10 protein-coding genes and 2 pseudogenes are annotated in these 16,743 nt (G+C 71.4%); 8 read left to right on the plus strand and 4 right to left on the minus strand.

Going from position 1 to position 16,743, the window contains the following annotated elements; all coding sequences use genetic code 11:
• Nucleotides 1-120: pseudogene (locus AB0915_RS18460) on the minus strand (IS5/IS1182 family transposase); the annotation flags it as partial.
• Between the two features lie 39 nt (nt 121-159).
• Nucleotides 160-3,861: a S8 family serine peptidase gene (locus tag AB0915_RS18465; protein WP_366692085.1), complete on the minus strand. Its 3,702-nt coding sequence runs from the start codon at nt 3,859-3,861 to the stop codon at nt 160-162.
• A gap of 263 nt (nt 3,862-4,124) precedes the next feature.
• Between AB0915_RS18465 and AB0915_RS18470 the strand changes: the two genes are divergently transcribed.
• Complete coding sequence (locus tag AB0915_RS18470) at nt 4,125-5,141, plus strand: helix-turn-helix domain-containing protein (RefSeq protein ID WP_366692126.1); 1,017 nt, start codon at nt 4,125-4,127, stop codon at nt 5,139-5,141.
• On the opposite strand, the gene AB0915_RS18475 is transcribed toward AB0915_RS18470, so the two are convergent.
• Nucleotides 5,032-6,705 (minus strand): S8 family serine peptidase, encoded by a 1,674-nt coding sequence (locus AB0915_RS18475; RefSeq protein WP_366692086.1) that lies wholly within the window; start codon nt 6,703-6,705, stop codon nt 5,032-5,034. The two genes, AB0915_RS18470 and AB0915_RS18475, sit on opposite strands and share 110 nt — an antisense overlap.
• Before the next feature lie 469 nt (nt 6,706-7,174).
• On the opposite strand from AB0915_RS18475, the pseudogene AB0915_RS18480 reads away from it, so the two are divergent.
• The 5 genes and pseudogenes from AB0915_RS18480 to AB0915_RS18500 all read left to right on the plus strand — a co-directional run.
• Nucleotides 7,175-7,279, plus strand: a pseudogene (locus tag AB0915_RS18480) (winged helix-turn-helix domain-containing protein); the annotation flags it as partial.
• A 422-nt stretch (nt 7,280-7,701) separates the two neighbouring features.
• A complete protein-coding gene (locus AB0915_RS18485; RefSeq protein ID WP_366692087.1) occupies nt 7,702-8,181 on the plus strand; it encodes a DUF6643 family protein in 480 nt (159 codons plus the stop codon).
• Nucleotides 8,182-8,265: 84 nt separating this feature from the next.
• Entirely contained in the window at nt 8,266-9,090 is an 825-nt protein-coding gene (locus tag AB0915_RS18490) for an MOSC N-terminal beta barrel domain-containing protein (protein WP_366692088.1), read from the plus strand.
• Nucleotides 9,091-9,307: 217 nt separating this feature from the next.
• A complete protein-coding gene (locus AB0915_RS18495; protein ID WP_366692089.1) occupies nt 9,308-9,832 on the plus strand; it encodes a hypothetical protein in 525 nt (174 codons plus the stop codon).
• Nucleotides 9,833-9,982: 150 nt separating this feature from the next.
• Entirely contained in the window at nt 9,983-12,415 is a 2,433-nt protein-coding gene (locus tag AB0915_RS18500) for a right-handed parallel beta-helix repeat-containing protein (RefSeq protein ID WP_366692090.1), read from the plus strand.
• Here the strand turns inward: AB0915_RS18500 and AB0915_RS18505 are convergent.
• On the minus strand, nt 12,385-14,796 hold the full coding sequence (locus tag AB0915_RS18505; protein ID WP_366692127.1) for a hypothetical protein: 2,412 nt from the start codon (nt 14,794-14,796) through the stop codon (nt 12,385-12,387). The genes AB0915_RS18500 and AB0915_RS18505 overlap by 31 nt on opposite strands.
• A gap of 214 nt (nt 14,797-15,010) precedes the next feature.
• Between AB0915_RS18505 and AB0915_RS18510 the strand changes: the two genes are divergently transcribed.
• Both AB0915_RS18510 and AB0915_RS18515 read left to right on the plus strand, forming a co-directional pair.
• Nucleotides 15,011-15,850, plus strand: a complete 840-nt coding sequence (locus AB0915_RS18510; protein ID WP_366692091.1) for a DeoR/GlpR family DNA-binding transcription regulator — start codon at nt 15,011-15,013, stop codon at nt 15,848-15,850.
• A gap of 298 nt (nt 15,851-16,148) precedes the next feature.
• Nucleotides 16,149-16,595, plus strand: a complete 447-nt coding sequence (locus tag AB0915_RS18515; protein ID WP_366692092.1) for an SRPBCC family protein — start codon at nt 16,149-16,151, stop codon at nt 16,593-16,595.
• Nucleotides 16,596-16,743 lie beyond the last annotated feature (148 nt).

Genomic DNA, 16,743 nt, shown 5'->3' on the forward strand with positions numbered 1-16,743 from the left:
GTCCCAGCGGTAGAGCGGAGTGGCGCGGCGGATGACCATACGGAGCGTGACGATCGTGGCGGAAAGTTAGAGGTAGAGGTCGACGACCTGGCTGCGCTTCTCGGTGCAACGTCGGACGCGCACGCCGGGGCGCCTGCGGCGCAGGCGCCCCGGCATCGGTCAGCGGCGGATCTGGTAGGCGCGGGTCACCGTCTGCTCGATGGTGTTGCCATCGGCATCGGTGGCCTGCACGCGCAGCGACACGAAGCCCGCGTTCGCAGGGTTGCCGATCGTGCCGTTGAGGCCGCCATCGAGGCGCACCTGCTGCCAGTTGGTGCCGTCGTCGTACGAGGCCCACAGCTTCGCCCCGGCGAGCTTCAGACCGTTCAGGCCCTTGGGGTAGCGCACGCCCAGTCCGATGCGGGTGGTGGAGTGCGGCCGGGCACTGTTGGCCTGGTCGACGTCGAGTCGGTAGTCGACCGACAGGACGGGGAGCAGGGTCAGCCCTTCCTTCCGCTCGGAGTGGAAGCGCCAGTCGGTGCGCACCTTGGTGGAGGTCGTCCAGCCGGGGGCGTCCCGCTGCACGTCGGTGACCACGCGGTATTCGGCGCGCTGTGCCGTCATCGGGAAGGCGACGGGCGCAGAGCGGACGCTGCCGAGGAGCTGGCCGTCCCGGTAGACGGTGGACAGCGCCTTGTCACTGCCGGCTTCGACGGAGAAGGCCTGGTCCGACGCGGAGTCGAGCAGACCGCCCGACGCCACTACACCGACATCGCCCTGCCGGACGGCCGAGTTGGACTGTGCGTCCGGCAGCGCGGTGCGGACCACGGCCTTGTTCCAGTCGCGGTGCACGCGCTGTCCGGCCTTGAGCGTCGAAATGTTCGTCACTTTCCAGGAGCCCTCCGCCGTCCACACGGGAGCTGCCTTCACCGCTTCCCAGGTGGGCACGTCCGCGGAGACGTACTCGGTCCGGGAGCGCGGCAGGACCACCCGGTCGAAGCCGAAGTACGCCGTCGGCTGCATCGGCGAGCGCATCAGCCGGGCGTATCCGCCTTCGGTGGCCGGCGTCGAGGCGTGGAACGAGGAGTCCACGGTGGCCAGTTCCTCGTCGCGTACCCGGTAGCGCTGGTCGGCGGGGATGCCGCCCTTGTGGTACTTCAGCAGCTCGTAGGAGTACGGGCTCACCGCCGTACCGGAGATCCTGATCACGGCATTGTCCAGGGCCGCCAGCTCCTCGCCCTGGGTGCCGGAGAGGGTCATCGCCGGGATCTTGGTGGCCGTCGAGCCCCAGTTGCCTGCGAGCCAGTTCTCGGGGATGTCGTTGTAGATGAGGATGGCGAGCGCACCGGCGCTCGCGGCGTCGTCGACCTGCTCTCTCACCGTGCGCTCGGCGCTCCGCTTCACCAGGGCGAGCTTGCCCCGGACGTCCTCGCCGGCCTTCGCCACGCGCAGGACGCGGGTGCCGTCGATACGTGCGGAGCCCGTCCAGCCCTCGAGGTAGGCCGCGTCCAGGGGCCGGTTGCCGTGCCCGACGAGGCGGGCGTCGAGTGCGGGTGCGCCGAGCGACCAGGCGGCGCGCGATTCGAAGCGCTCGTTCGCGCTCTGCGACGGGACGGAGTACACGGCCGTCTCGCCGTCCAGCCACACCTCGCGGTCGTAGATGAGGCCGTTGTCCACGGCCTGGAAGTTCAGACCGACGCGGGCGCGGTTGGTCTCCGTCGGCCGGGAGGTGGTCATGGTGACCGGGCCGGCCTTGGCGCCGTCCAGGGTGAAGGTCCGATCGGAGTCGATCATCGTGCCCGGCTGGGCTGCGTAGGTGTACTCCTCCAGCCGGCTCCAGTCGGAGTTGTAGTGGGAGATCTCCGAGATGAAGGCGTGCTCGCCGCGCGGTACCCGCACCACGACGGTCCCGTCCGCTGCGACCGGGTACGTGTCGGGCAGTCCGTAGCGGCCCAGCTGCCAGGCGGTGACCGCGGCGATGCCGCTCGTCGGCTTGCCGTCGCGGTCGAGCACCTTCAGCGTGACGTCGAAGCGCTGTACGTCCCGGCCGAAGCCGACCGCCGTCACTGCCGCCGTCCGTCCGTCGGCGGAGACCGCGGTGACGTGCGCGCCGTGGGATCCGGTCGTCACGCCGGCGGTGTTGAGGGTGAGGTCGACCGCGGCGGTGCCGTGCGCCGGCACGGTCACCGAGTCGGCTCCCAGGCTGAGCACTCCGGCCGGCAGTTCCTCACCCGCGTTCTCGACCTTCAGGGCGAGGGTGACCGGCTGGTCGCCGTCGTTGACGTACTCGATCTTCTTCCCGACCGGGGCCGTGGCGTCCCAGTCCCGCAGTCCGAAGTCGGCTGTGCCGCTGGCCGATACGGGCTGCCGGAGTGCGCGTGCCACGTCCACGCGGCCGGCGCCCTGGGCGTAGACGGAGGTGGCGGCGGTGGTCTTGGCCGTACTGATCAGCTGGCTCTTCAAACGGGCCGGCGACCAGTCGGGGTGGCGCTGCGCGAGGATCGCGGCGGCGCCGGCCACGTGCGGCGTGGCCATGGAGGTGCCACTCGCGGTGGTGTACGAGCCGTCCACCGGTGTGCCCATCGTCGTGCCGGCGGCGCGGGCGGCGACGATCCGCGAGCCCGGCGCGGTGATCTCCGGCTTGAGCCCGCCGTTACCACCTCGTGGGCCCCGGCTGGAGAAGTCGGTGACCGCGTCGGTGGAGTCCACGGCGCCGACCGTCAGGGCCGCGTCGGCGGCTCCGGGTGAGCCGACGGACGTCGCCGCGGGGCCGCTGTTGCCCGCCGCGATGGTGAACAGCACGCCGGTCTGCGCCGTCAGTTCGTTGACCGCAATCGACATGGGGTCGGTGCCGTCGGCGCCTTCCCCGCCGCCCAGGCTCATGGAGATGACCTTCGCCCCCGAGTGCGCGGCCCAGTCCATCCCTTCGATGATCGAGGATTCCGGGCCGCTGCCGCCGTCGTCGAGCACCTTGCCCACGATCAGTCCGGCGCCCGGTGCCACGCCCCGATACTTCCCGCCGGAGGCGGCTCCGCTTCCCACGATGGTGGAGGCGACGTGGGTGCCGTGGCCGTGGCCGTCGCGCACCGTCTCGCCGGGGACGAAGCTGCGGCTTGCCACGATGCGGTCGGCGAGGTCGGGGTGGGTGGTGTCGACACCGGTGTCCAGCACCGCGACCTTCACGCCGGTGCCGTCGAAACCGTCCTTCCATGCCTCCGGGGCGCCGATCTGCGGGACGCTCCTGTCGAGGAGCGCCTTGACCTGCCCGTCCAGCCAGAGGCGCTGGACGCCGCCCGACAGGCGGGCCTTGGGGGTACCTGCGCGGGCGCTGTCGTCGTCGATGGCCTCCCAGAACGCGGCGCCCTTGCGCTTGTCGGCGCTGACGGCGGCTCCGCGTACGCCGGGGAGTTTCCGTGTGATGCGGGCTCCGCCGGGTGCGGTGTCCTTGGCGCCGGACGCGTAGCGCACGATCATCGGGGTCGACGCGTGGTGGGCATCGTCGTACCCCTGGGCGATGAGCTGGGTGACGTTGAACAGCCGGCCGTCCACCTGGCCGTTGTGCACCAGCGCTTCGACATCGCGCGGGATCACGTACACATCGGTGCCGACGGTGTACGTACGCAGCTCGGCCGCACTGCGGTGGTACGGGGTGATGTTGACGGCGAGGGTCTTGCCCGCCCTCGTGGCCACCGTCACCTGGTCTCCGGTGACGAGGGTGACCTTCGCGGTGCGGACTTCTGCTTGGGACGGGGTGGTTACCGCGTCCTCCCCGGTCTTCGGTGCGGGGGTGGCACCGTACACCAGGCCGCCGCCGGCCACGGTGGTGGCCAAGGTGGTCGCCAAGGTGAAGCTGAGCAGTGCGGCTCTTCGCCTGAAACGCATGCTGAACGCTCTCCTTCCGCCGGCAGGGAGGGTTCCGCGACCGGCGGGTCAAGCCTCGGCAGGAAGGGGCACCGACGCTACGGCCGCACCTGACGAAGAAGCGACATGTCCGCTCGCCGCCACTTTGCGCGTATCGAAGTCGGATGGTCGTCGTGCGTGATAGCGCGGACATCGTTCCGGTGTGCGGGTGTGGTTAGATCACGCCGTGTCCGGTGGGTGGTGCATCGGTTGGGGCGGGTGGGGGCGTCGTGAGAGGCGGACACATGCTGGAGGCCGCGGGGATCGGGGCGGGGGAGGAGCGGGTGTACCGCTTCCTCGTCGGGGTGCGTGAGGCTGATGCCGCGGTGATCGCGGAGCAGCTGGGGCTCGAAGTGGCGCAGACACACAGGCTGTTGGCCTCGCTCCACGACAAGGGGCTGGTGGGGCGGGTGGCCGTTTCGCCGGCGGGGGGCGCGGTGCGCTATGTGCCGGTGGCGCCCGATGCGGCGCTGCGTCCGCTGCTGCTACGTGGGCATGAGGCGCTGGAGGCGGCGCGGCGGGGGGTGGAGCAGCTCACCGAGGAGTACCGGGCCGGGGGGCGGCGGCATGACGCGGGGCAGCTTGTCGAGGTGATCACGGGGGCGAGTGTGATCCGGCAGCGGCTGCGTCATATGGCGTACGGGGCCAGTGAGATGCGGTGGCTCTGCAAGGCCGGCCATGTGGCCATGCCTGCGGCGGAGAACGACGAGGAGTGGGAGCTGCTCGCCCGCGGGGTGCGGTACGAGGCTGTCTACGAGCGCGCTCTGCTGGAGGAGCCCGGCATGGTCGACAACGTTGCCCGGAGCATCCGCGCGGGTGAGCAGGCGCGGGCTACCGGGACGCTGCCGGTGCGGATGGTGATCGCGGACCGTTCGATCGCCATCTGCCCGCTGATGCACGGCGGTTCGGGTGGTTCGCTGGGTGAGCCGACGGCCGCGGTGGTGCGCGGCAGCAGCCTGCTCGACGCACTGATCGCGCTGTTCGAGAGCCAGTGGGCGGCGGCGTCGCCGCTGCACGTCACGGACTCCGGTGAGTTGGCCGACTTCGGCGGCAGTCCGCGGCCCGGTGCGAACGTCGCCGACGACGAGCGGTATCTGCTGTCCCTGGTCGTCGCCGGGGTCGCGGACAAGGCGATCGCCTCGCAGCTACGGGTCAGCCAGCGCACGGTGCAGCGCCGGATCCAGGTGCTGATGCAGCGCGCCGGCGCAGCGACGCGGACGCAGTTGGTGTGGCAGGCGGCGCGGCGGGGGTGGCTGTCGTGAGTTCGCCGAAGCCGACGGTGCCGGTGGCGTGTACGGGCTGCTTCACCGCCCGTGCCAGGTCCACCCGGCCGCCGCCCTGCTCATAGACGGTGTAGTCCGGGGAGAGGCGGAAGGTGCTGATCAGGGCGTCCTTCAACTGCCGTGCCTGCCAGTCGGGATGCTGCGCGGCCAGGATCGCCGCGGCGCCCGCGACGTGGGGGGCCGCCATCGACGTACCGGAGGAGGCGGTGTACGCGTCGTCGACCGGCTCGCCCATCGAGGTGCCCGCCGCGCGGGCGGCGACGATACCGACGCCGGGGGCGGTGATGTCGGGCTTCTGCGCCTCGTCGGTGCGCGGGCCGCGGCTGGAGAACTCGGCGAGGTGCTCCTCGCCGTCCACCGCTCCCACGGTCAGTGCCTCGTCCGCGGCGCCGGGGGTGCCCACGGTGTACTCGCCGGGGCCGCTGTTGCCGGCCGAGGCGACGAAGAGCGTTCCGGTGGTCTCGGTCAGCTCGTCGAGGCCGAGGCTGAGCGGGTCCGTACCGTCGCCGGCCGTGTCGCTGCCCAGGCTCATGTTGACGACGTCGGCGCCCGAGGAGGCGGCCCATTCCATGCCGTCGAGGACGGAGGAGAGGGAACCGATGCCGTTGTCGCCGAGGACCTTGCCGACCAGCAGCTTCGCGCCGGGCGCGACGCCCCTGCGGGAGCCCTGGGAGGCGGCGCCGGTGCCGGCGACGGTGGAGGCGACGTGGGTGCCGTGGCCGAAGGCGTCCTGGGTGGTGGGGCTGTCGGTGAAGTTGCGGGTCCCGGCGATCCGGCCCGCGAGGTCGGGGTGGGAGTCGTCGATGCCGGTGTCCAGGACGGCGACGGTGACGCCCGTCCCGTCGTATCCCGCGCTCCAGGCCTCGGGGGCACCGATCTGCGGGACGCTCTTGTCCAGGGAGGTGCGGACCCTCGCATCGAGCCAGAGGCGGTCGATACCGGCGCCGAGCTGCGGGGGCTTCGGAGTCTTCGAGGTCTGCGGAGTCTTCGAGGTCTTAGGGGCTTCGGCGCCGACGGCTTCCCAGAAGCGGTGGGCCTGTCGCTTCTCGGCCTTCAGCGCGCGGCCCCGCAGGCTGCCGAGCGTGCGTACCGCCTCGGAACCGACGGGCTCCTCGGCGGATTCGAGTCGGACGCCGGAGCGGTAGCGGGCGATCAGCGGGATGCTCTTGGTGCGGGCGTCGTCGTAGCCCTGCTCCACCAGGCCGGTGATGTTGAACAGCCGGCGGTCGAGTGCGCCGGTGGCCAGATGCGGCAGTGCCTCGCCGGGGAGTACGTAGAGGTCGCCGGCGATCTCCACCTGCTCGTAGCTGCCCCCCGCGCCTTCCCCGCCCGGCTCGACGGAGACCGCCTGGCGACCGTCGGGGAAGCGCTCCAGGTGCACCCGGTCTCCGGTCACGAGGGTGACGGTGGAGGTCCGGGAGGCGGGGGCCGCCGGGCGGGCGGTGGCGGCGGCCGCGTGGGAGGAGGGGGCCAGGACAGGGGCCAGCGCGGCGATGAGGGCACCTGCCGCCACGAGCGCGGCAGGGCGGAGCCGTGGGTGCATCGGGGGCCTCTTCGAGAAGGTGCGGGCGTGGAGCGCGCGGTTCGGATCAAGACTCCGGCTTCCGAGGCCCGTGTGTCACCTGTTGCGGGTGCCGTGATTGCGACATGTCGTCTCTACGACAAGGGGAGCTGGGTCGGCCCTTTGGGGAACCGCGGCCGGAACGGTGCGCGCGCAACGGCTGATTGGGCCCCGGATGGGACTTGAGTTCTCGTGGTCGGATCAGTGGAGTGGCTAAACTGCCGCTTGATACAGATCGGTTGGGGGTCACGTCGTGGCTGGCCCAGGGGGATTCACAGTTCCGGGTGGTGCAGGTGCGGGTGTCGTGCCTGCCGGTGGCAGGCAGTCGCTGCCGTGACCGCTGCACGCCGTTCTGTTCCTTGTCCGGGCGCTGTTCGTGGTCACGGCCGTCGGCGGCATCGGGGTACTGACGCTCGCGTCGCCGTCGATGCTTTCGACGGCCGGCTGCTCGGGCTGGGCTGACCAGCGGTGGACGCTGGCGCGGGTGAAGACACTGATCCGGCGGTTGTTCCACGTCAGCTGCACGGTGAAGGGGACGTGGCGGCTGCTCAAGCGCCTCTTGGTGCCGAGGTCGGGGATGAGGTGGAGACAGACGCAGGCGGCGTAGCGGAGATGGATGATCTCCCGAACCCGGTGAGCGGCGACGCCGCCGAGCCAGCAGGCCCAGTAGTCACCGCGCGTGATGTCGGCGGTGGCGACCGGCAGGCCGCGGTTGCCGTCGGCGATCTCCTGATAGTCGCAAGGTTCCAAGCGCTCGGGGTCGAAGCCCTCCGTCCTGGCGTGTGCCACGCGGGTGTCGGCCTTTGCAGCCCATCCGCCACTTCTCGTCAGCCATGGGCCCTCCAACGGAAAAGCCCCCGCTGTTAACGGTAGCTTTGACGATGTTTTAGCAGGTCAGGTGAACAGAAGCAGCATAAATCGGATGACCCTAGGATTGGGGCTCCCCAACCAGCACATCGTGGGCTTAACTTAGGTGTCATGACCTCCCCCCGCTCCACCTACGGCGGCGGCTACTACGCCGCGTCGTCGTTCCCCGACACTCCGATCTACGACTCCTTGGTCGCGGAGCGGGGTACGCCCCAGATTGCCCCGATCCGAGTGCCGGCCTCCTACGACACCGGAAACAGCTACCTGCCGGCGCTCCCGTCGGCGCTGCCGGCGCTTCCCGCGGCGCCTTCCCAGCCGAACCCGTCGTACGGGTACCCGCAGCAGATGGCCGCACCGCAGCAGAGCTACGCGCCGATGCAGCCGGCTCATCTGCAGCAAGCGCCCGCGCCGTACATCCCGCAGCAGCCGACCGGCATGCGGGGCGGCTACCAGCCGCCTCAGCCCCAGCAGCCGCGTCCGGCGCCGGGCACGGGGTACGAGTCGATGCGTCCGGCGTCGCCGCGGCCCGTACCCGCGCCCTCACCGTACGAGGACCCGTACAACCGCCCGTATCAGGGCCGGGGGTACTGAGCGGCGGAACCCGCTGTACACGGCTGCGGTCCGTCCCGGGCCCGCTCCGAAGGACGGGCCCGGGGGGACTGGCAGGATGGAGGCATGCGTCCTCCCGTACTGCGCGCCGTACACATTCATCCGGTCAAGTCGCTGGCCGGATACGAGCCCTGCGAGGCCGCCGTCGAGCCATGGGGACTCGACGGCGACCGCCGGTGGATGCTGGTCGACACCACGGGCCGGGCCGTCACACAGCGGCAGCAGCCGCGCATGGCGCTGGTCTCCGCCGTGCCGCTGCCCGGGGGCGGCATCGGCCTGTCGGCGCCGGGGAGCGCGCCGCTGACCGTCGAGGTGCCCGAGCCCGGACGCACGGTCCCCGTGGCGTTGCACCGGTCCACCATCGAGGTGGTGGAGGCGGCGGCCGCCGCCCACACCTGGTTCAGCGACTACCTGGGTACAGAGGTCCGGCTCGTCCATCTCGACGCGCCCGGGACCCGTCGGCTGATCAATCCCGCGTACGCGCGCCCCGGTGAGACCGTCGGATTCGCCGACGGCTACCCGCTGCTCCTGACCTCCAGCGCCTCGCTGGACGCCTTGAACTCCCTCGTCGCGCAGGGCGACCACGCGGACGAGGGCCCGCTGCCGATGAACCGTTTCCGGCCGAATGTCGTCGTGGACGGCACGGCGCCGTGGGCGGAGGACGGATGGGAAAGGATCAGCATCGGCGATGTCCCGTTCCGCATCGTCAAACCCTGTGACCGCTGTGTCATCACCACCACCGACCAGGGCACTGCGGAGCGCGGCAAGGAGCCGCTGCGTACGCTCGCGCGCCACCGCCGTGCCGGGCAGGACCTGCTGTTCGGCCAGTATCTGATTCCGGACGGGACCGGCGTGATCCGGGTCGGGGACCCGGTTCGGATTCCCGGCTGACGGCTCGGCCGGGAGGGGAACTCGTGGGACCGGACCGCGCGTTGGACTGCGTGAGGTAGCTCTCTCTTCGTCTGCTCGGCGCGCAGGCTGTGCCGTATCGGGATATGACGGATACGGAAGGGGGTGCGGGACTGTGCGAGCGGTATCGGGAGTATGGCGTTGGCGGCACAATCCCCTGCGCCGCGCCACAGACCGGCGCGAGGCGTGGGTGGCTCTGGTGGCACTGCTGTTGATGGCGGTGGCGACACCTGCGCTCGGGTGGCTGTGCGGCTCGCTCATGGACGACGTCCTGCAGGAGTCGGTACGGGTCCAGCAGGCGCAGCGGCATGCCACGACGGCGGTTGTGGTGCGCCCGGTGTCGGGGGCGCCGCGTCTGGTCTCCGACCCCGAGGTGCCCTCGGAGCGCACGACGCAGACGTCGGTGGTGGCGCGCTGGAAGGCCCCGGACGGCACAGCCCGCAGCGGAAGGGTCGCGACCTCTTCGAAGATCACCGATCCCGGTTCCCGGGTGCGGATCTGGACCGACCTGGACGGACGGCCGGCGCTGCCCCCGATGGATGTGCCGACGGCCCACACCCATGCGGCACTGGCCGGATTCGGGGCGATGCTGCTGGGCGTCGCACTGATCGAGGGCGGGCGGCGCCTGATCGTATGGCGCATGGTGCAACGGCGGTATGCGCGGCTCGACCGGGCGTGGGCCGAGGCCGGTCCGGACTGGGGCAGGACGGGCACCGGCAGCTGATGAGCTGGGATCCCGTCAACTCCCGCCCTCCGCGCGCGCTACGGTGGACCGGTCCGCTCACCTCTTCGGCGGACAAACCCGTGACGACCCCTGCCGCAAGGCCGGCCGCACGGGCATCGGACACGCACGAGGCGGGGACACAACAGCGCCATGGCACAGGGCACGGTCCAGGTGACGCACACCGGCACATCGCGGTGGCGGCGCCGCACTGGCGAATACGCCTCCCTCACCGCAGCCCTTGAGGCCGCGGCGGACGGTGATGTCCTCACCGTCGCGCCGGGCACCTACCGGGAGAATCTCGTCCTGCACCGCGCGGTGACCCTGCGTGGTCCCGAGGGCTCCGTCGGCTCCGTCCGGATCGCGCCGGTCGACGGCGTACCGCTGACGGTGCGTGCCTCCGCCGTCGTCCAGGATCTGCATGTGGAGGGCCAGGACTCGGCGGCCCCCGCCCTGCTCATCGAGGACGGCGCCCCGGAGCTGGCGGATCTGCGGATCGTGACGCGGTCGGCAGCCGGGATAGAGGTGCGCGGTGCGGCCCGGCCGAGCGTGCGCCGCTGCACGGTCGACAATCCGGCCGGGGTCGGCATCGCCGTGCTCGACGGTGCGGGCGGGGTGTTCGAGGAGTGCGAGATCGTGTCGGCCGGGCAGTCCGGGGTCTCGGTGCGCGACGGTGCGCATCCGCGGCTGGAACGCTGCCGGATCCATCACTCCTCGGGCGCCGGACTGAGCATCACCGGTGAGGGCAGCGCGCTGGAGGCCGTCGGCTGCGAGGTGTACGAGATCAAGGGCAGCGGCATACAGGTCACCGCCCGCGCCTCCGCGCACCTCACCGACTGCACGGTGCACCGCACTTCGGCGGACGGGGTCACGCTCGACACGGACGCGGTGCTGACGCTCGCCGACTGCGACATCCATGACATCCCGGAGAACGCGGTGGATCTGCGCTCCCGTTCGGTCCTCACCCTGACCCGTTCCACGGTCCGCCGCTTCGGACGCAACGGCCTGTCGGTGTGGGACCCGGGCACCCGGGTCGACGCCAACCAGTGCGAGATCCACGACAGTACGGGCGACTACCCGGCGGTCTGGGTGAGCGACGGCGCGACCGTGATACTGGACTCCTGCCGGGTCCATGACGTACCGGACGCGATCTTCGTCCTCGACCGGGGCTCGCGCGCCGATGTCGTCGACAGCGATCTCACCCAGGTCCGCAACACGGCGGTGTCGGTGAGCGACGGGGCGACCGCACAGCTCGACGACTGCCGGATCCGGGAGGCGTCCACCGGCGCCTGGTTCCGCGACCACGGCAGCGGCGGCACGCTGAACAACTGCACCATCGACACGGCACAGACCGGGGTCATCGTCACCAAGGGCGCCGACCCGACCATCGAGCGCTGCACGGTCACCTCGCCCGCCGAGGCCGGTTTCTACGTCTCCGCCGAGGGACGCGGCACCTTCGACAGCTGCCGGGTCACCGGCAGTGACGGGTACGGCTTCCATGTGATGGACGGCTGTCGTACGACGCTGACCCGGTGCCGTGCCGAGCGGTGCGCGCGCGGTGGCTACGAGTTCGCAGAGGGCGGCTCGCACGGCGACGGGCAGGGGACGGGCCCGGTCGTCGAGGACTGCACCAGCGATGAGAGCGCACTGCGCACCGCCACTCCCCCGCCGCCCACGGTGCTGACGGCCAACCAGTCGGCCCCCGGGCTGCTCGGTGCGGTGCCCGCGCAGCGCCCGGCCGTGCCCGCCGCCGTCGAGGCACCCGCCGAGCCGGTACGTACCTCGGGCGCCGTTCTCGGTGAACTGGACGCGCTGGTCGGCCTGGACAGCGTCAAGCGCGAGGTACGTGCACTCACCGACATGCTCGAGGTGGGCCGGCGCCGCTTGGAGGCGGGGCTGAAGGCCGCGTCGGTGCGACGCCATCTCGTCTTCACCGGCTCCCCCGGCACCGGCAAGACGACCGTGGCCCGCCTGTACGGCGAGATCCTGGCCTCGCTCGGGGTGCTGGAGCGGGGGCATCTCGTCGAGGTGTCCCGGGTCGATCTGGTCGGCGAGCACATCGGCTCGACCGCCATCCGTACCCAGGAGGCGTTCGAGCGGGCGCGCGGCGGCGTGCTGTTCGTCGACGAGGCGTACGCGCTGTCGCCCGAGGACTCCGGCCGGGACTTCGGCCGGGAGGCGATCGACACGCTCGTGAAACTGATGGAGGACCACCGGGACGCGGTGGTCGTGATCGTCGCCGGTTACACCCACGAGATGGAGCGGTTCCTCACCGTCAACCCCGGCGTGGCATCCCGTTTCTCACGGACCATCACCTTCAGCGACTACGAGCCCGCCGAACTGCTGCGGATCGTCGAACAGCAGGCCGAGGAGCACGAGTACAGCCTCGCCGAGGGCACCGGAGAGGTGCTGCTGAAGTACTTCACCGAGCTGCCCAAGGGCCCGGCGTTCGGCAACGGCCGGACCGCCCGCCAGACCTTCGAGGCAATGGTCGAGCGGCATGCCGGCCGGGTCGCCCAGCTCGCCGAGCCGAGCACGGACGACCTCACCCTGCTCTACCCGGAGGACCTGCCGGAACTCCCCTGAGTCTCCCCGGAGCCCCCGTCGGCCTGGCGGGGCAGCACCGGCCCGAGCCGGACGAGCAGCGCCGCCCGTTCCTCGGCGAAGACCGGGTCGGCCTGGTAGTCCGAGTGGCCCAGCACCGGTTCCGGCAGCGGATGCTCCGGCGTACGCCCGTAGACCAGCGGGTCCCGCAGAGGCCCCCGGTCCACTTCGGGACCGGCACCCACGTCGAGCCGGACCCGGCCACCGATCGGGTCGGTGGCACGCCACAGGTTGCGCCAGCAGTGCACGGACCGATGCAGTCCATGCAAGGGTCCGGGACCGAAGTAGGCCGGGAACCAGCGCCCGTACAGCCGCTCGATCGGCGAACCGTAGGTGAGCAGCGCGACCCGTTTCCGGGCCCCGGCCGGCAGCTGCCAGACGGCGGACGCCGCGAGGACGCTGCCCTGGGAGTGCCCGGAGATGACGAGCCTGCCGCGGGTGCGGCCGGTCCAGCCGGCCATCCGCGAGGCCAGGTCGGGGACGGCGCGCTCGGCGTAGCAGGGGGGCGCGAAGGGGTGGGCGGCGCGCGGCCAGAACGTGCCGACGTCCCACAGGATGCCGATGGTGCGCCGGGTGGAGGCGTCCCGGTAGGCGCGCCGACCGCAGGTCACAAAGACGATGAAGCCGAAGCCGATCATCCAGGAGCCGGTCGACTGGGCGGCTTCCGCGACCGACTCGATGAACGGGCCGGCACCGTCCAGGGCCAGCCCCGGCACCTCCCCGCTCACCCACGCCCCGGCGACCGCTCCCGCGCCGAGCAGCAGGGTGGCGCCGGAGACCAGCCCGAGGAGCCACGGCGCGGAGTCGGTGAGCGCAGCCAGGGCCCGGGTCCTGGCGATCTGCCGGGTACGGGCGGCGTCCGGCCGCTTCTCCCCGTACTCCTTGTTGACCTCGGATTCCATGGCGCGGGCGGCGAGCCAGGTGCGTACGCCCAGCACGACGGCGGGAATCAGCAGCAGGGCCAGGAGTACCGGGATGACCGAGGCCTGCCAGCTCAGCAGTACCGGCGGCCCGTCGATGAGGGAGCTCCGGCCCATGCCGGGAGTGCCCGGTCCGTCGAGCCAGTCGGCAACGCGCTGGGCGACCCCGCCGGACATGACGCCGCCGAGGGCGCAGGCGAGCATCGCGACCGCGGGGCCGGCCAGTCCGTACATGACCGTACGGGGCTCGGGCGTCCGGCGGTACAGGCCGAGCGCGACCGCCGCGAGGGCGACCACGAGCAGGCCCTGGCCGACGGTGAGGACGCGGAAGGTGACGTCTCCGGGGAGCGTGCCCGCGGAGACCCAGCCGGGGCGGGACCAGGCCGCGTACACCGCGGTGACGACGAGCAGGGCGAGGGCGGTGCCGGGCAGCCAGGTGATGACGGCGCCGTCGAGCCGGTTGTCGAGCCGCCGCTCGCTGCGACCGCGGCTGCAGACCACCCAGAGCACAACAAGCGTCCCCAGCGCGAGCATCGCCTCGATCAGCTGCCCCAGGAACTCGGGTACGGGGCCGGTGACGGCACGGTCGTGACGGGCCGCGGCACCCGCGACGGAAGCCGCCACGGTCAGGAACCCGGCAGCGGTGTGCGCGGCCCGCAACCGGGCGACGAGCCGCCGGCCGTACCAGAAGCCGGGGCGGCCGAGGGCCGGGCGACCGACGGGGGTTCCGGCGGCGGAGGTTCCGGCGTCAGGGCCCTCGGTGGCGGGGGTGGCGGTCCCGTTGTCGAGGGCGTCGTCGTCCGGTTCCGCGCCGGTGAGCGGGCGCTGCGACTCGTAGGCGCTCCAGGTCCGGTTGGAGAGGAACCAGAGCAGCCCCACCAGCACCGTGGGCACCAGAGCCGCCAGTGCGAGCCGCCGTCCCGGCTGCGACCACCAGCCGTCCTGCGCCGTCGACAGGAAGCCGAGCCAGGACCGTTGATTCGAGCACTCCGGTACACCCGCGCACTGCCAGGCCACCAGATCCAGCGCGACCTCGCACGCCGCAGCCGTCAGCAGGACGGTCAGGCTGAGGGCGACGAGGCGCACGAGCACGCCGTACAGCCGGACCGCGCGGGTGCGACGTTTGGCCGTGGGCCGCATCCAGTGGGCCAGGTTGACGACCATGAAGGGGAGCAGCAGCAGCCACAGCGCGCGCGAGCCATTGCCGGAGGTGAGATTGGACCAGCAATACGCCTCCTCGATGGGCCGGTCCCGGTACCGCTCCGGGTGCTGCTCGGCGTCGACGTCCCCTGAGCGCCGGAATATGGCAGCCGTCGCATCGCCGGTGACCCGGGCGACACGCGGATCCCCCAGCATCGACTGGGGGGTGGCTCCACCGACGCCATGGACCAGGAGTTCCAGCGCGGCCCCCGTGCTGTGCGGGGCCTCGGTGACAGGGGGCACGTGGATGACTCGCTCTCTTGCTGTCGCGGCGTTCCGGCCCGCGTACTGATGCGTAGTCACCAGAATCCCGGAACACGGGCCGCGCCGGTACCCGGATCACAAATCTCCCCGGTGCAGCGCCGGACGAAGCTGCGTGGCAGGATGAGCCCGTCCGACAGATTGTTGAGCCGACGGGCTGCTGTACGGAAAACCGAGGGAAGGACCGGACCCGGCGTTGAGTGAGAATCAGAATCTCCTCGCGGAGCAGCGGCGTGCACTGATCCTCGACGAGGTGCGCCGGCGCGGCGGGGTCAGGGTCAATGAGCTGACCCGCAAGCTGAGCGTCTCCGACATGACCGTGCGCCGGGACCTGGACGCACTGGCCCGTCAGGGTGTCATCGAGAAGGTGCACGGCGGCGCTGTGCCAGTCGTCGAGGCGAGTACGCACGAGCCCGGCTTCGAGGCCAAGTCGACGCTGGAGCTGACCGCCAAGGAGGACATCGCGCGGGCCGCCGCGGCGATGGCCGTTCCCGGCAGCGCGATCGCGCTCTCCGGTGGCACGACGACCTATGCGCTGGCCCAGCATCTGCTGGACGTACCGGAGTTGACGGTGGTGACGAACTCGGTGCGGGTCGCCGAAGTGTTCCATGCCGCGCAGCGGTCGACGGGCGGCCCGCGGGCCGGGGCCGCCACGGTGGTGCTGACCGGTGGGGTACGGACTCCGTCCGACTCTCTGGTCGGCCCGGTCGCCGATCAGGCGATCGGTTCGCTCCACTTCGATGTGCTGTTCCTCGGGGTGCACGGCATCTCGGTCGAGGCCGGGCTCTCGACACCGAATCTGGCGGAGGCGGAGACCAATCGGCGCTTCGTGCAGTCGGCGCGGCGGGTGGTGGTGGTCGCCGATCACACCAAGTGGGGCACGGTGGGCCTGAGTTCGTTCGCGACGCTGGAGCAGGTGGACACCTTCATCACGGATTCCGGTCTGTCCGCGGGCGCCCGCGAGGAGATCGAGGAACATCTGCCGGGCCTGGTGGTGGCGGGCGAGACCGCGGCCGGCGACCTCTCCGAGGGCTGAGGAAACGGGGATCCCGAGGACAAGCCAGAGGTTCCGCTCGGCTCGCGCCGTGGCCGGGACGTTCCAGTTCCCCTCCCGGCAAGCTTTGCCCCGTCGCGTCGTCCAGCACGCCCGCTCGACGCGTCGGCCTGGGGCCCTGGCAGCTCCTTCCCCAAGCTCTCAGCTTCGTTCGAGCAGGGAGACCCCACCCCAGGACGTCCGGCCGCCTTGCGATCGCACGCACCGGACGACGCTCCTCATAGGGCAAACACTGCCCTCACAGGGCAAACACCGCCGGTCACGGCACTAGGATCCTGCTGTGGCCGTATTCCGGATCGAACGATTCACCTCCCTCCCCGCCGCCGAGTCCTGGCGCCGGGTGACCGACTGGGAACGGCACTGCGCACACGTCCCGCTGACCCGGATCACCGTCCCGACCGGACTGCCCACAAGGATCGGGACCGTCTTCGTGGCTCGCACGGGTGTGGGCCCGCTGGCGTTCGACGATCCGATGGAAGTGGTGCGCTGGATGCCGCCGGTGACCGGGCGAGCCGGGCTCTGCCGGCTGGAGAAGCGTGGTTCGGTGGTGCTGGGCCGGGCGTCGATCGATGTGTATCCGACGGAGTCCGGGTCCCATGTCGTGTGGGTGGAGGAACTCCGTATCCGGCTGCTGCCGCAATGGGGCGATCCGCTGATCGCGGCAACGGGCCGCCGGCTGTTCGGCCGGGTGCTGGACGGTCTGCTCGACGTCACGGTGCGGCCGTAACGCCCCCCCCCACGACGGGGATTGGGGAGGCTGTGACTCCCGCGGTACGCGGCTGCCGCCCCGGCCGTGCAGCCGACGTGACAGCCAGGCAGCCGCGCCATTGGAACTGCGCCCGATGTGACCGTCACACGATCGACTCGTTTGTCGG

It is taken from the genome of Streptomyces sp. NPDC048411 (assembly GCF_040704695.1).
In the GTDB taxonomy this organism is placed as follows: domain Bacteria; phylum Actinomycetota; class Actinomycetes; order Streptomycetales; family Streptomycetaceae; genus Streptomyces.

What these genes read in the sequence shown, in the direction of transcription:
- AB0915_RS18465 (WP_366692085.1), bottom strand. Translation starts at nt 3,861, where the DNA reads ATGCGTTTCAGGCGAAGAGCCGCACTGCTCAGCTTCACCTTGGCGACC.
- AB0915_RS18470 (WP_366692126.1), top strand. Translation starts at nt 4,125, where the DNA reads ATGCTGGAGGCCGCGGGGATCGGGGCGGGGGAGGAGCGGGTGTACCGC.
- AB0915_RS18475 (WP_366692086.1), bottom strand. Translation starts at nt 6,705, where the DNA reads ATGCACCCACGGCTCCGCCCTGCCGCGCTCGTGGCGGCAGGTGCCCTC.
- AB0915_RS18485 (WP_366692087.1), top strand. Translation starts at nt 7,702, where the DNA reads ATGACCTCCCCCCGCTCCACCTACGGCGGCGGCTACTACGCCGCGTCG.
- AB0915_RS18490 (WP_366692088.1), top strand. Translation starts at nt 8,266, where the DNA reads ATGCGTCCTCCCGTACTGCGCGCCGTACACATTCATCCGGTCAAGTCG.
- AB0915_RS18500 (WP_366692090.1), top strand. Translation starts at nt 9,983, where the DNA reads ATGGCACAGGGCACGGTCCAGGTGACGCACACCGGCACATCGCGGTGG.